Origin of the sequence: Rhodococcus sp. RDE2 (assembly GCF_020885655.1) — a bacterium.
Classification (GTDB): domain Bacteria; phylum Actinomycetota; class Actinomycetes; order Mycobacteriales; family Mycobacteriaceae; genus Rhodococcus; species Rhodococcus pyridinivorans.
In genome coordinates this window covers 3,349,218-3,362,585 of sequence record NZ_AP025186.1, presented here as the reverse complement: position 1 = coordinate 3,362,585, position 13,368 = coordinate 3,349,218, and the positions used below count along the sequence as shown (strand labels likewise).

At 68.8% G+C, this 13,368-nt stretch carries 12 protein-coding genes; 4 read left to right on the top strand and 8 right to left on the bottom strand.

Annotated features, from left to right (window positions below; genetic code table 11):
* The first annotated feature begins 104 nt into the window (after nucleotides 1-104).
* The 3 genes from cysT to LPH33_RS15675 are packed head-to-tail and all read left to right on the top strand — an operon-like array spanning nucleotide 105 to nucleotide 2,700.
* The gene (gene cysT, locus LPH33_RS15685) at nucleotides 105-902 is read left to right on the top strand and encodes a sulfate ABC transporter permease subunit CysT (RefSeq protein WP_016694104.1); all 798 of its coding nucleotides are present in this window, start codon (nucleotides 105-107) and stop codon (nucleotides 900-902) included.
* On the top strand, nucleotides 899-1,705 hold the full coding sequence (gene cysW, locus LPH33_RS15680; protein WP_145692437.1) for a sulfate ABC transporter permease subunit CysW: 807 nt from the start codon (nucleotides 899-901) through the stop codon (nucleotides 1,703-1,705). Before cysT ends, cysW begins: the two co-directional genes overlap by 4 nt.
* Nucleotides 1,702-2,700: a sulfate/molybdate ABC transporter ATP-binding protein gene (locus LPH33_RS15675; RefSeq protein ID WP_088897206.1), complete on the top strand. Its 999-nt coding sequence runs from the start codon at nucleotides 1,702-1,704 to the stop codon at nucleotides 2,698-2,700. The genes cysW and LPH33_RS15675 overlap by 4 nt, the downstream gene beginning before the upstream one ends.
* 33 nt (nucleotides 2,701-2,733) lie before the next feature.
* Here LPH33_RS15675 and LPH33_RS15670 read toward each other — a convergent pair whose 3' ends face one another.
* The 7 genes from LPH33_RS15670 to LPH33_RS15640 all read right to left on the bottom strand — a co-directional run bounded on the left by LPH33_RS15670 (nucleotide 2,734) and on the right by LPH33_RS15640 (nucleotide 10,210).
* Complete coding sequence (locus tag LPH33_RS15670) at nucleotides 2,734-3,606, bottom strand: universal stress protein (protein WP_229565094.1); 873 nt, start codon at nucleotides 3,604-3,606, stop codon at nucleotides 2,734-2,736.
* A 96-nt stretch (nucleotides 3,607-3,702) separates the two neighbouring features.
* Nucleotides 3,703-4,593, bottom strand: coding sequence for a polyphosphate kinase 2 (gene ppk2, locus LPH33_RS15665; RefSeq protein WP_120279713.1), 891 nt, complete (start codon nucleotides 4,591-4,593; stop codon nucleotides 3,703-3,705).
* A gap of 105 nt (nucleotides 4,594-4,698) precedes the next feature.
* Nucleotides 4,699-5,442: a sirohydrochlorin chelatase gene (locus tag LPH33_RS15660; protein WP_229565093.1), complete on the bottom strand. Its 744-nt coding sequence runs from the start codon at nucleotides 5,440-5,442 to the stop codon at nucleotides 4,699-4,701.
* Complete coding sequence (locus LPH33_RS15655; RefSeq protein ID WP_229565092.1) at nucleotides 5,439-6,773, bottom strand: sulfate adenylyltransferase subunit 1; 1,335 nt, start codon at nucleotides 6,771-6,773, stop codon at nucleotides 5,439-5,441. The genes LPH33_RS15660 and LPH33_RS15655 overlap by 4 nt, the downstream gene beginning before the upstream one ends.
* 2 nt (nucleotides 6,774-6,775) lie before the next feature.
* Complete coding sequence (gene cysD, locus LPH33_RS15650; protein WP_088897210.1) at nucleotides 6,776-7,720, bottom strand: sulfate adenylyltransferase subunit CysD; 945 nt, start codon at nucleotides 7,718-7,720, stop codon at nucleotides 6,776-6,778.
* Entirely contained in the window at nucleotides 7,717-8,445 is a 729-nt protein-coding gene (locus LPH33_RS15645) for a phosphoadenylyl-sulfate reductase (RefSeq protein WP_016695466.1), read from the bottom strand. The genes cysD and LPH33_RS15645 overlap by 4 nt, the downstream gene beginning before the upstream one ends.
* A gap of 49 nt (nucleotides 8,446-8,494) precedes the next feature.
* Complete coding sequence (locus LPH33_RS15640) at nucleotides 8,495-10,210, bottom strand: nitrite/sulfite reductase (protein ID WP_088897211.1); 1,716 nt, start codon at nucleotides 10,208-10,210, stop codon at nucleotides 8,495-8,497.
* Nucleotides 10,211-10,602: 392 nt separating this feature from the next.
* Between LPH33_RS15640 and hemW the strand changes: the two genes are divergently transcribed.
* Nucleotides 10,603-11,826: a radical SAM family heme chaperone HemW gene (gene hemW / locus LPH33_RS15635; protein ID WP_229568353.1), complete on the top strand. Its 1,224-nt coding sequence runs from the start codon at nucleotides 10,603-10,605 to the stop codon at nucleotides 11,824-11,826.
* Nucleotides 11,827-11,866: 40 nt separating this feature from the next.
* On the opposite strand, the gene LPH33_RS15630 is transcribed toward hemW, so the two are convergent.
* The gene (locus LPH33_RS15630) at nucleotides 11,867-13,348 is read right to left on the bottom strand and encodes a serine/threonine-protein kinase (RefSeq protein ID WP_229565091.1); all 1,482 of its coding nucleotides are present in this window, start codon (nucleotides 13,346-13,348) and stop codon (nucleotides 11,867-11,869) included.
* Nucleotides 13,349-13,368 lie beyond the last annotated feature (20 nt).

Below are 13,368 nucleotides of genomic sequence, written 5' to 3'. Positions count from 1 at the left end.
TGACCGTCTCGGAACACACCGCCGGGTCGGGAGATTCGTCTCCCGCCCCGGCGGGTTCGCGTCGCGGGCCGTCCGCCACGGCCCCCGCCCGACCACGTCGCCGGATGTTCACCGGCGCCGTCGGGCCCCTCGGTATCGGCATCGCCACCCTGTGGTTGAGCCTGATCGTCCTGCTTCCCCTCGCGGCCCTGGCCTTCCACTCCGTCTCCGACGGTCTCGGGACCTTCGTCGATGCGATCACCGCGCCGGCCGCCCTGGCGACCCTGCGGATCACCGTCGTCGTCTCGCTGGTCGTCGCGGCGATCAACGCGGTGATGGGCACGGTGATCGCCTGGGTGCTCGTCCGCGACGAGTTCCCGGGGAAGAAGTTCGTCAACGCCCTCATCGACCTGCCCTTCGCCCTGCCGACGATCGTCGCGAGCATCGTGCTGCTCTCGCTGTACGGGCCGCAGAGCCCGATCGGTGTGCAGCTCAACGCGACCGAGCCGGGACTGGTGGTGGCGCTGGCATTCGTCACGCTGCCGTTCGTGGTGCGCTCGGTGCAGCCGGTGCTCATCGAGGCCGACCGTGAGGTCGAGGAGGCCGCCGCCTCGCTCGGAGCCGGCAACTTCACGATCTTCCGCACGGTCGTGTTGCCCGTGCTCGCACCGGCCGTCCTCGGCGGCACCGGCCTGGCATTCGCCCGCGCCATCGGTGAGTACGGCTCGATCGTGCTCATCGGCGGCAACATCCCGTACAAGACGCAGGTCGCGTCGCAGTACATTCAGCAGCAGATCGAGATCGACCGGCCGGTCAACGCCGCCGCGGTCTCCGTCGCGTTGCTGGTGATCGCCTTCGTCGTGCTGTTCGTCCTGCGCCTGGTCGCGAACCGGGGGCTGCGCCGAGAGGAGGACGACCGGTGAAACCGTCCCTCGCATCCCGATTGTCGCTGCGCTTCGTCGCGCTCGCCTACCTGTTCGTACTGTTGCTCGTCCCGATCGGGGTGATCCTCTACCGAACCTTCGAGAACGGCATCGTGGCGTTCGCCGAGTCGATCAGCACCCCCGCCGCGATCTCGGCGCTGAACCTGTCGCTGCTGATCGTCGCGATCGTCGTACCCGTGAACGTGATCTTCGGCATCGTCGTCGCGCTGGCCCTCGTCCGCGGCAGATTCCCGGGGAGGGGACTGCTGCAGGCCGTCGTCGACCTGCCCTTCGCGGTCTCGCCGATCGTCGTGGGTGTCGCCCTGATCATGCTCTGGGGCGCCAACGGATGGTTCGGTGCCGTCGAGGATCTCGGCTTCAAGGTGATCTTCGGCCTGCCGGGCATGGTGCTCGCGACGATCTTCGTGACGCTGCCGTTCGTCGTGCGCGAGGTCGAACCGGTGCTGCGCGAGATCGGGGAGGAGCAGGAACAGGCCGCCGCGACCCTCGGCGCGAACACCTGGCAGACCTTCTGGCGGATCACGTTGCCGGCGATCCGCTGGGGCCTGACCTACGGCATCGTCCTCACCGTCGCGCGAGCCCTCGGCGAGTTCGGTGCCGTCATCATGGTCTCGTCCGGCTTCCCCGGCGTCTCCCAGACGCTGACGCTGCTCGTGCACGCCCGGTACATCGACGACCACAACACCTTCGGCGCCTACAGCGCCGCGACCCTGCTCATGGCCATCGCGGTGATCGTCCTGCTGCTGATGACCCTGCTCGACCGGAAGAGGAGCACCGAATGATCACCGTCACCGGGGCGCGCAAGAACTACGGAGACTTCGCCGCACTCGACGACGTCGACATCGACATCCCGTCCGGCTCGCTCACCGCCCTGCTCGGCCCGTCGGGTTCGGGGAAGTCGACCCTGCTGCGCTCGATCGCGGGCCTCGAGACCCTCGACGCGGGCAGCGTCCACATCGCCGGCAAGGACGTCACCGGCGTCACCCCGCAGAAGCGCGACATCGGGTTCGTGTTCCAGCACTACGCCGCGTTCAAGCACATGACCGTGCGCGAGAACGTCGCCTTCGGACTCAAGATCCGCAAGCGCCCCAAGGCCGAGATCACGAAGCGGGTCGACGACCTGCTCGAGATCGTCGGGCTCGGCGGATTCCAGCGACGCTATCCGGCGCAGCTGTCCGGCGGCCAGCGTCAGCGCATGGCGCTCGCGCGTGCCCTCGCGGTGGACCCGCAGGTGCTGCTGCTCGACGAGCCGTTCGGTGCCCTGGACGCAAAGGTCCGCGCCGACCTGCGGACCTGGCTGCGCCGCCTGCACGACGAGGTGCACGTGACCACCGTGCTCGTCACGCACGACCAGGAGGAGGCGCTCGACGTCGCCGACCGCATCGCGGTGATGAACGCCGGACGCATCGAACAGGTCGGAACGCCCGAGGAACTCTACGATCGCCCGGCGAACAGCTTCGTGATGTCGTTCCTCGGCACGGTGTCCAAGCTCAACGGCGTGCTGGTGCGGCCGCACGACATCCGGCTCGCCCGGCAACCCGCGCTCTCCGACACGTCCGGCGGCTCGGTCGGTGTCACGCGGGCGACCGTCGAGCGTGTCGTCCGGCTGGGCTTCGAGGTACGTGTCGAACTGCGCAACGACGCGACCGGTGAGCAGTTCACGACGCAGATCACCCGCGGCGAAGCCCACGACCTGGGGCTCGTCGCGGGCGATACCGTCTACGCGCACGCTCCCGCCGCGTCCGAGGCCGCCCCGCTCGGTACCGCCGCGCAGTAACCGAACGCCGGCGTCGGGCTCATGCGCGCCGGGTCAGTGCGCTTCGGTCTCCGACCGGTGGTGGGCCCGGCAGATCATGACCGGACAGCAACTGTGGTGGATCAGTCCCTGGCTGCTCGAGCCGACCACCGCAGCGGCCAGCGGACTCCGCCCGTGGCTGCCCACCACCACGAGCTGGGCGCTCTTGGACTCCTCGAGCAGGACGATGTCGGGCTTGCCCCGCTCGACCCGGTAGGAGACCTCGACGTCGGGGAACCGCTCGGTGTGCCCGGAGGTGTTCGACCTCATCTCCTCCCTCCGGTACTCGACGTAGGCCGTCCAGTCCGTGAACCGTGACCCCTCGCCGTAGGTGAGCGTGGACTGCTCCGTCCACGTGTGGATCGCGACGAGCGGTGCCTCGAGCGCCGCCGCGGTCGCGAACGCGTGCTCGACGGCCCCCGCACTGACCTCGGTGCCGTCCACGCCGACGACGACCGGACGACCGTCGGGTGGCTGGAATCCCTCGCGGCTGCGCCACGTCACCACCGGGCATTCGGCGTGGTTGGCCACCGACACGACGTCGGAACGCCGCACCATCGACTGCCATTCGGTGGTGGTGGTGTGACCGAGAACGATCATCCGTGCCTCGCGCGACAGGTCGGTGAGCACACGATCCGGCTTGCCAGACGGGGTGGACCGCCGGACCTCCACCCGGTCGACTGCGCCACGAACGGCTGCTTCCGCGGCGGTGAGAACGGCCTCCGACGGGTCGGTCCCGTTGTCGGAGGTGGGGGGATGAACGTGCACCAGGTCGATCGGTTCGCCGAGACGTTGGGCGACGCACGCGGCCCACCGGGCCGCATCGAGTGCGCTGTCCGATCCGTCGATGCCGACGACGATTCCGTGACCGACATTGGCTGTGCCCATGCTACCTCCTCGCGTCACCGTCCAGTGTGGTACGGATCACAGGCTGCGCGCCAGCCCTGCGCGCCTCGGCACGCCCGGAGCACGACCTCCCGGCAGCTAGTCGCCGACGGCGTCCTTGCCGCGCTGGACGATCTTCGGGTCGGCCGGGAAGACGATCTGGCGGTCCTTGTCGTCGTACTCGAACTGGTTCAGGAAGAACCGCATCGCGTTGATCCGGGCCCGCTTCTTGTCGTTCGACTTGATCGTCGTCCACGGGGCGTGATCGGTGTCGGTGCGACGGAACATCTCTTCCTTCGCCTCGGTGTACTGGTCCCACTTGTCGAGCGATTCGAGGTCCATCTCCGACAGCTTCCAGCGGCGGACGGGGTCGAGCTGGCGAATCGCGAACCGCGTGCGCTGCTCGTTCTGCGTGACCGAGAACCAGAATTTGGTCAGCGAGATCCCGGCGTCGACGATGAGCTGCTCGAACATCGGGATTTGAGTGATGAAGCGTTCGTACTCGTCGTCGCTGCAGAACCCCATGACGCGTTCGACCCCGGCACGGTTGTACCAGGAGCGGTCGAACAGCACGAGCTCACCGGCGGTGGGGAAGTGCTGGATGTAGCGCTGCATGTACCACTGGCCCTGCTCGCGGTCGGACGGCTTGTTGAGCGCGACGGTCCGGGCGTGCCGGACGTTGATGTACTCCTGGAACCGCTTGATGGTGCCGCCCTTGCCGGCGGCGTCGCGACCTTCGAACACGATGATGTGCTTGGACCCGTTGTCCTTGGCCCACGACTGGAACTTCAGCAGTTCGATCTGCAGTAGGTACTTCTCGACCTCGTAGGTGGCGCGGTCCATCCGGGTGTCGTACGGATAGTTCTCCCGCCAGGTGTCGACGGCCCGGCCCTCGATGTCGATCAGATCGGGGTCCTCACCGTGGTCGTCGCGCACCGAATAGCCCTCCGTGCGGAGCCGGTCGATGTAGCGACGGAGTTCGTTCTGCACGCGAGGTCCTCCCGGATCACCGATGTCGTCGAACGACGACTGTGACTCCGTTGTAGCGGAGGAATGCGAATCGTGCGTGAACTCGGGCGGAGAGTCGGACGCGACTCAGGCCACGCGCAGTCCGCGCCGGCGGTGCACGGCCTCGGTGTAGCGCTGGGCGATCACCCGCGCGACGGCATCGTGCCGGGTGAGAGTTTCCGCGACCCGCACGTGCCCGAGACTCTCGGCCTCGGCGCAGGCGCGGTCCCACAGCAGTCCGGGGGCGAGGATCCACGGCGTCAGCACGACGGTGCGTGCGCCGCGGGAGGTGAGATCGGCGAGGGTCGTTCCGACCGACGGGCCGGTGGTGGCGAAGCACGCCGCGGCCTGCGTCCACGCCGTCCCGGCGAGGATGCGGGGCACGACGAGTTCTGTCGCCCGGTTCGCTTCGGGGCGCCGCGATCCCACCGCGCACACCGCGACACCGACGGACGGATCATCGACCGACACCCCCGTGGCCGTGATCAGGTCGCGAGCCGCGTCGACGAGGAGATCGTCGTCGCCGAGGATCGGCGAGCACAGCACCTCGAGCAACGGATGACGTTGCTGCGCCTCGTGCAACAGGGCCGGCAGATCGACCCGCGCGTGGAAGGCGCTGCCGAGCAGCAGTGGCACCACCGCGACCTGCCGATGCCCGTCCGCGGCGAGCGCGTCGAGGACCTGCCCGACCGAGGGGGTGTTCAGGTCCAGGAACGCGAGTCGCACGTCCAGACCGGGGTTCTCGGCCCGGACGGTGTCGAGCGCGGCAGCCACGGCCCGCGCCGAACGCGGGTCGCGGCTGCCGTGCGCGACGGCGACGAGCGGCATCATGCCGGGACGCGGTCCCCGAGCTCGATGTCGGCGAGTCCGTCGCCCACGAGACCCGCAGCCAGGGTGTTGCCCCCGGCCGGATCGATGAGCAGGAAGCTGCCGCTACGGGGGTTGACGCGGTAGTCGTCCGCGGCGATCGGCTCGGCCACACGCACCGTGATGCGCGCGATCTCGTTGAGCTCGATGCTGTCCGGGCTCGGGACGGAGGAGAGGTTCTGCTCGTCGAACCGCTCGTCGATCGTGCCGACGATGGCCTGCGTGGTGCGGGTGCCGTGCTTGAGCAGCAGCCGGGCGCCGGGACGCAGCGGCTTCTCGGCGAGCCAGCACACGGTGGCCTCGAACTCCGACAGCGGCTCGGGTGCCGCCTCCGGGGTGGCGATGATGTCGCCGCGGGAGACGTCGACGTCGTCGGCGAGCACCAGGGTCACCGACCGGCCGGCGTGCGCGACATCGAATGCGCCGTCGGCACTGTCGATGCGCTCGACGGTGGTGCGGACACCGGACGGCAGCACGACGACCTCGTCGCCGGGGCGCACGGAGCCTGCCGCGACCTGACCGGCGTAGCCGCGGTAGTCGGGGAACTCGGCGGTGCGGGGACGGATCACGTACTGCACCGGGAAGCGCAGACCGGTCTCGTGCCGGCCGTGCACGTCGGCGTCGACGGGGACCGACTCGAGGTACTCGATGAGGGTCGGGCCGTCGTAGTAGGGGGTGTTCTCGCTGCGCACCGCCACGTTGTCGCCGTGCAGCGCGGAGACAGGGATCTCCTGCACGTCCTCGGGGGCCCAGCCGAGCGAGCTCGTCAGTTCGCCGAACTCGGCGGAGATCTGCGCGAACACCGAGGCCGGATCCTCGACGAGGTCGATCTTGTTGACCGCGAGGACGAGCTTCGGCACACCGAGCAGGGCCAGCACGGCGGCGTGCTTACGGGTCTGCGAGACGACACCCTTGCGCGCGTCGACCAGCAGGACGACGAGCTGCGCTGTGGACGCACCCGACACCGTGTTGCGGGTGTACTGGACGTGACCCGGCGTGTCGGCCAGGACGAAGCTGCGCTTCGGCGTCGCGAAGTAGCGGTAGGCCACGTCGATGGTGATGCCCTGCTCACGCTCGGCGCGCAGGCCGTCGACGAGCAGCGACAGGTCGGGGGTGTCGAGGCCGCGGTCGACCGACGCGCGGGTGACGGCGTCGATCTGGTCGGCGAGTACGGACTTGGTGTCGTAGAGCAGCCGGCCCACCAGGGTGGACTTGCCGTCGTCGACCGAACCGGCGGTGGCGAGGCGCAGCAGCTGCGTGTCGCTCTGCACGCTCCGCTCGTGAAGGTCGCTCATGATCAGAAATAGCCCTCTCGCTTGCGGTCTTCCATCGCCGCTTCGGAAACCCGGTCGTCGCCGCGGGTGGCGCCGCGCTCGGTCAGTCGTGATGCCGCGACCTCGGCGAGGATCTCCTCGTTCGTGGAGGCCTCGGACAGGATCGCGCCGGTGGTCGATCCGTCGCCGACGGTGCGGTAGCGCACTGAACGCGTCTCGAGCTCTTCACCCTCGGCCGGACCACCCCAGACACCCGGGGTCATCCACATGCCGTCGCGGCGGTAGACGGGACGCTCGTGCGCGTAGTAGATGCTCGCCAGTTCGACGTTCTCGCGGGCGATGTAGCGCCAGATGTCGAGTTCGGTGAAGTTGCTCAGCGGGAAGACCCGCACGTGCTCACCGGGTGCATGCTTCCCGTTGTACAGATTCCACAGCTCCGGACGCTGACGCTTCGGATCCCACTGACCGAATGCGTTGCGCAGCGAGAAGATGCGCTCCTTGGCGCGCGAACGCTCCTCGTCGCGGCGACCGCCGCCGAAGACGGCGTCGAACCGGTTCTCCGAGATCGCGTCGAGCAGCGGCACGGTCTGCAGCGGGTTGCGGATGCCGTCGGGACGCTCGGTGAGCCGGCCGTCGGCGAGGTAGTCCTCGACGCTCGCGACGTGCAGTCGCAGGTTGTACTTCTCGACGACGTGGTCGCGGAACTCGAGGACCTCGGGGAGGTTGTGGCCGGTGTCGACGTGCAACAGCGCGAAGGGCAGCGGCGCGGGCCAGAACGCCTTGATCGCGAGGTGCAGCAGGACGGTGGAGTCCTTGCCTCCCGAGAACAGGATGACGGGGCGCTCGAACTCGCCCGCGACCTCGCGGAAGACGTGGATCGCCTCCGACTCGAGGGCGTCGAGGGTGTCGAAACGGTTGCCGTCCAGCAGCGTCCGGGTGTCGGTGGGATTCGTATCGGTGAGTGTCATGAGGCGTGCAACCCGCATTCGGTCTTGGCTCGGCCGGCCCAGCGCCCGCTGCGCGGATCGGCTCCGGGAAGTGGTTTGGTGGTGCACGGGGCGCACCCGATGGACGGGTAGCCCTCGTCGACGAGGGGATTGACGAGGATCCCGTGTTCGTCGATGTAGTTCTGCATGTCCTCGTCGGACCATGCCGCGATCGGATTGATCTTCACCAGTCCGAACGCGTCGTCGAACGAGATCAGCGGTGCGTTCGCGCGGGTGGGCGCCTCGACACGGCGGATGCCGGTCACCCAGGCGCGGTAGCCCTTCAGACTCTCCTTCAGCGGCACCACCTTGCGCAGGCGGCAGCACTCGTTCGGGTCGCGAGCGAACAGATCCTTGCCGAGCAGGGCGTCCTGCTCCGCGACGGACTGCTGCGCCCGGGCGTTGACGATGTTCACGCCGTACACCTGCTCCACCGCATCGCGCGTGCCGAGCGTCTCGGCGAAGTGGTAGCCGGTGTCGAGGAACAGCACGTCCACGCCGGGGCGCTGCTGCGCGGCCAGATGGACCAGGACACCGTCCTGCATGTTGGACGCGACGATGTACCCGCTACGTCCACCGTCGGTGGTGGGGGTACCGAAGGTCTCGTCCGTCCACCGCAGGAGTTCCTGCGCCGACGCACCTTCGAGTTCTGCCGCCCCCTGCGCGGCAATACTTCGGAGCTCGTCGATGTTCGTATCGATCGTCATCGCGTCCCTTCCCGATCCGTCTTCGTGTCGACCGCTGCAGCAGTGCCCGTCATCGCAGGTCTGCCTCCTCGGCGCGGACGACCCATTCGCCGAAGCGCTCGCCGGGCGCGCGCTCCTTGACGAAGGTGCGCACCACCCGCTCGATGTAGTCGCCGAGCTCGGCGCTGGTGACCTTGTGCTGGCGCAGCTTGCGTCCGAACTTCGCGTCGAAGCCCAGCGCACCGCCGAGGTGCACCTGGAAACCCTCGACCTGGTTGCCCTCACCGTCGTCGACGAGCTGACCCTTGAAGCCGATGTCGGCGATCTGGGAGCGCGCGCACGAGTTCGGGCAGCCGTTGATGTTGATCGTCACCGGGACGTCGAGCTGCGCGTTGATGTCGGCGAGACGCTCCTCGAGCTCGGGCACGAGAGCCTGCGAACGCTTGCGCGTCTCGACGAAGGACAGCTTGCAGAACTCGATTCCCGTGCACGCCATGAGGTTCTTGCGCCACGGCGACGGGGAAGCCGGCAGACCCAGCGCCTCGAGCTCGGTGACGAGCTGCTCGACCTTGTCGTCGGCCACGTCGAGCACGATCAGCTTCTGGTACGGGGTGAACCGGATCCGGTCCGAACCCGCACGCTCGGCGGCGTCGGCGACCTTCGACAGGATCGTGCCCGAGACACGACCGGCGATCGGCGCGACACCCACGGCGTTGAGGCCGTTGCGCAGCTTCTGGACTCCGACGTGATCGATCGGACGCTCCGGTGCAGCCGGGGCCGGGCCGTCGATCAGCGGACGCTTCAGGTATTCGGTCTCGAGCACCTCGCGGAACTTCTCGATGCCCCAGTCCTTGATGAGGAACTTCAGGCGTGCCTTGGACCGCAGCCGGCGGTAGCCGTAGTCGCGGAAGATCGCGACGACGCCTTCCCACACATCGGCGACCTCCTCGAGCGGCACCCACGCGCCGACCCGCTGCGCGAGCATCGGGTTGGTGGACAGACCGCCGCCGACCCACAGGTCGAAGCCGGGGCCGTGCTCGGGGTGCTCGACGCCGATGAAGGCGACGTCGTTGATCTCGTGCACGACGTCCTGCTGGCCGGAGATCGCGGTCTTGAACTTGCGCGGCAGATTCGAGTACTCGGGGTTGCCGATGTAGCGGCTCACGATCTCGTCGATCGCCGGAGTGCCGTCGATGATCTCGTCGAGGGACTCACCGGCGAGCGGCGAACCGAGCACGACGCGGGGGCAGTCGCCGCACGCCTCGGTGGTCTTCAGACCGACCGATTCGAGACGACGCCAGATCTCCGGGACGTTCTCGACCTCGATCCAGTGGTACTGGACGTTCTCGCGATCGGACAGGTCGGCGGTGTCGCGACCGAACTCGGTGGAGATACCGGCGATCGTGCGCAGCTGCGCGAGATTCAGGGCGCCGGCGTCGCAGCGCACCCGCATCATGAAGTACTTCGCCTCGAGCAGGTCGATGTTCTCGTCACCGGTGTAGGTGCCGTCGTAGCCCTGCTCGCGCTGGGTGTACAGACCCCACCAGCGGAAGCGGCCGCGCAGATCGCTCTTGTCGATTCCGTCGAAACCGGTTTGCGCGTAGATGTTCTCGATACGCTTGCGGACGTTGAGCGGGTTGTCGTCCTTCTTCGTCTGCTCGTTGGCGTTGAGCGGCTCGCGGTAACCGAGGGCCCACTGGCCCTCGGCGCGACGCTTGGCGGGACGCGCGCGGCGGGCGGGAGTGGCCGACTCGTCGGCGGGCGTGACGTCGGTGGTCGACGACATACAGGGTCTCCTGATATTCGCTGGAACCGGATCGACGAGCGCAGGAGGGGGCTGACCTCGTGCACGCATGCTTCGACCCGGCGGGATCTGGGATGTGCCGGGGAGTGCCGACTAGAGACAGTCGGCGCAGAGACAAGCGGCGCAAGGCAGACAACAGGATGCGCAGACGCGCTTGAAGTCGACGTGGCGTCGCGCCACGAGTCGCACTCCGTGTCCTGTCATGCGGACCATTGTGCCATGTCACCGGGGCGATTCCGAATTGCGGGCGGTATTTCCACCCAATTTTCGGGAAATGTCGAGGTAGGGGCGTCGCGCGCGGAACCGCCCTTCGGGTCTCTGGAACACTGGAGGGCGTGAACAGCACTGAGATCGGTCGACGCACCGGCACGGAAATCGGTATCGCGGGTCGTCCGGCCGGTCTCGAACTTCCCGCTTCGGCACTCGCCGGCGTGGGGACGCGACCGTTCGGCGTGTACGTGCACGTGCCCTTCTGCGCGACCCGCTGCGGCTACTGCGACTTCAACACCTACACGGCCGGGGAACTCGGCAGCGCGGCCTCGCCGCAGTCCTGGCTCGAGGGTCTGCGCCGCGAACTCGACGCCGGTGCCCGGCTGCTGTCCGAGGCCGGACGACCGGCCCCCGCCGCCGAGACGGTCTTCGTCGGCGGCGGAACGCCCTCGCTGCTCGGCGCGGACGGTCTCGCGCAGGTACTCGACGCGATCCGCGACTCGTTCGGGCTCGCCCCCGGCGCCGAGGTGACGACCGAATCGAACCCGGAGTCGACCTCCACGGAGTTCTTCTCGTCGATCCGCGAGGCCGGATACACCCGCGTGTCGCTCGGCATGCAGTCCGCGGCGCCGCACGTGCTGGCGGTCCTCGACCGCACCCACACACCCGGGCGTCCCGTCGCGGCGGCGAAGGAAGCGCGCGCGGCCGGTTTCGGCCACGTCAACCTCGATCTGATCTACGGCACTCCCGGCGAGCGCGATGCCGATCTCGACGCCTCCCTCGACGCCGTGCTCGAAGCGGGCGTCGACCACGTCTCGGCGTACGCGCTCATCGTCGAGGACGGCACCGCCCTCGCCCGCCGTGTCCGTCGCGGCGAGCTGCCGGCCCCGGACGACGACGTGCTCGCATCGCGGTACGAGCGGATCGACGTGCGACTCGCCGACGCCGGAATGACCTGGTACGAGGTGTCCAACTGGGCGAAGGCCGACGATCCGTCGGCGCGCTGCGCCCACAACCTCGGTTACTGGGACGGCGGCGACTGGTGGGGCGCCGGGCCGGGCGCGCACAGCCATGTCGGCGGCGTGCGCTGGTGGAACGTCAAGCATCCCGCCCGTTACGCGTCGACCCTCGCCGACGGAGTCCTGCCCGTCGGGGGCAGCGAACACCTCACGGCCGAGGACCGGCACACCGAACTCGTGATGCTCACCGTGCGGCTGCGCACGGGCCTGCCGTTGTCGGAACTCGACGACGGCGAGCGCGAGGCAGCGGAGACGGTGGTCGCCGACGGTCTCGCCGTGGAGCGCGATGACCATCTCGTGCTCACCGACCGGGGCCGGCTGCTCGCCGACGCGGTGGTCCGCACCATCCTGCTCGGCGCGGACGACTGACCGGTCGGTCGCGTCACGCCGCTCCGACCGACCGGTCGCGTCATGCTGCTCCGATGCGCTCCGAGTCGTAGACCGACAGCTGGCCACGGTTCTCGACCACCGACACCCAGCGCTTCTCGGACTCGGTCCGGCCGTCGACGGTGACGAACGTGAGGGTGACGATCACACTCGACGCATCGCGGGGCTCGACCGCGTCCACCGAGACGGAGCGGATCGTCGGCCAGAACTCGTCGAACCCGGCCCGGCCGACCTTCCCCGCGTAGTGGGGATCGAACAGCGCCCAGGCCTGTTCGGTGTCGTCCGGCAGCAACCCGTAGTAGTCCCGCACGAAGGTCGCCATGCGCTCGAAACTCGGCGGTGACTCCGACGAGGTCGATTCGGGTGAGGACGGCACGGTGGAGAGCGCGGAGGTCTCCGCCGGAAGCGGAGTCGTGGCAACGGCGGACGACGAGTCGCCGGTGTCCCGCCCGAGGACGAAGACGAGCGCGGCGCCCAGCGCGATCACAGTGGCGGCGACCGCGAGTGCCACGACCGCACCGCGGCGCGGCGCACGCGACGGTGGTGGGGGAGGAGACCCCATCGTGGGTCGGTTCGGGAAGGTAGGAGCGTTCGAGAAGGCCGGTGGATTCACCGCGGTCGGCGGGATCACCGCCGTGGGCGGCGGTCCGGGCTCGACCTTCCGGAGCGGGACCGGTGCCCCGCGCGGCGGCCGTCGGTCCATCGTGCTCCGGGCCAGATCCTCGGCGAGTTCACCGGCCCGGCGATACCGATCCTCGACCCGCTTGGCCATCCCACGCGCGACGACGCCGTCCAGCGCGGCAGGGAGGCCGGGCACGAGGTCGGTCGGACGCGGCGGCGGTTTCGTGAGATGGGAGGCGACGTGCTGAGCGGTGCTGTCGGTGGCGAACGGTGCTCGTCCGGTGAGGCACTGGAACAACACGCAGGTCAGCGCGTAGATGTCGGAACCCGGCCCGGATCGGCCGTCGAAGCGTTCCGGGGCCATGTACGCGAGAGTGCCGATCGCTCCGGCCTCGCGCGTGAGCGCGGTCTGACCGTCGGCATGTGCGATCCCGAAGTCGATCAGATAGGTATGGCCGCTGGGGTGCAGCACGATGTTGGCCGGTTTGACGTCCCGGTGCACCAGTCCCGCATCGTGTGCGGCGTCGAGAGCCGCAGCGACCTGGCCGATCACGCGCACGGTGCGGTCGAGCGGCAGGGAACCTTCACGTCGTAGGACGGTGCCGAGATCCTCGCCCTCGAGCAGGGCCATGTCGATGTACAGCCGTCCGTCGATCTCACCGAAATTGTGGATCGGGACGATGTTCGGATGGCGGAGCTTGGAGACGGCCCGGGCCTCACGATCGAAACGCGCGCGGTATCCGGCGTCGTCGGCGAGTTCCGGCGGCAGGACCTTGACCGCGACCTGACGATCGGTGACCGAGTCGAATGCGCACCACACCTGACCCATCCCGCCCTGGCCGAGCCGGGTCTGCAGTTCGTAGCGGCCGAACGTCTCGCCCATGCCATTCCTTCCCGGTCGGT

Bases quoted from the DNA above. Each gene is read 5' to 3' on its own strand.
- cysT (WP_016694104.1), top strand. From the start codon at position 105: ATGTTCACCGGCGCCGTCGGGCCCCTCGGTATCGGCATCGCCACCCTG.
- LPH33_RS15675 (WP_088897206.1), top strand. From the start codon at position 1,702: ATGATCACCGTCACCGGGGCGCGCAAGAACTACGGAGACTTCGCCGCA.
- LPH33_RS15670 (WP_229565094.1), bottom strand. From the start codon at position 3,606: ATGGGCACAGCCAATGTCGGTCACGGAATCGTCGTCGGCATCGACGGA.
- LPH33_RS15660 (WP_229565093.1), bottom strand. From the start codon at position 5,442: ATGATGCCGCTCGTCGCCGTCGCGCACGGCAGCCGCGACCCGCGTTCG.
- LPH33_RS15655 (WP_229565092.1), bottom strand. From the start codon at position 6,773: ATGAGCGACCTTCACGAGCGGAGCGTGCAGAGCGACACGCAGCTGCTG.
- cysD (WP_088897210.1), bottom strand. From the start codon at position 7,720: ATGACACTCACCGATACGAATCCCACCGACACCCGGACGCTGCTGGAC.
- LPH33_RS15645 (WP_016695466.1), bottom strand. From the start codon at position 8,445: ATGACGATCGATACGAACATCGACGAGCTCCGAAGTATTGCCGCGCAG.
- LPH33_RS15640 (WP_088897211.1), bottom strand. From the start codon at position 10,210: ATGTCGTCGACCACCGACGTCACGCCCGCCGACGAGTCGGCCACTCCC.
- LPH33_RS15630 (WP_229565091.1), bottom strand. From the start codon at position 13,348: ATGGGCGAGACGTTCGGCCGCTACGAACTGCAGACCCGGCTCGGCCAG.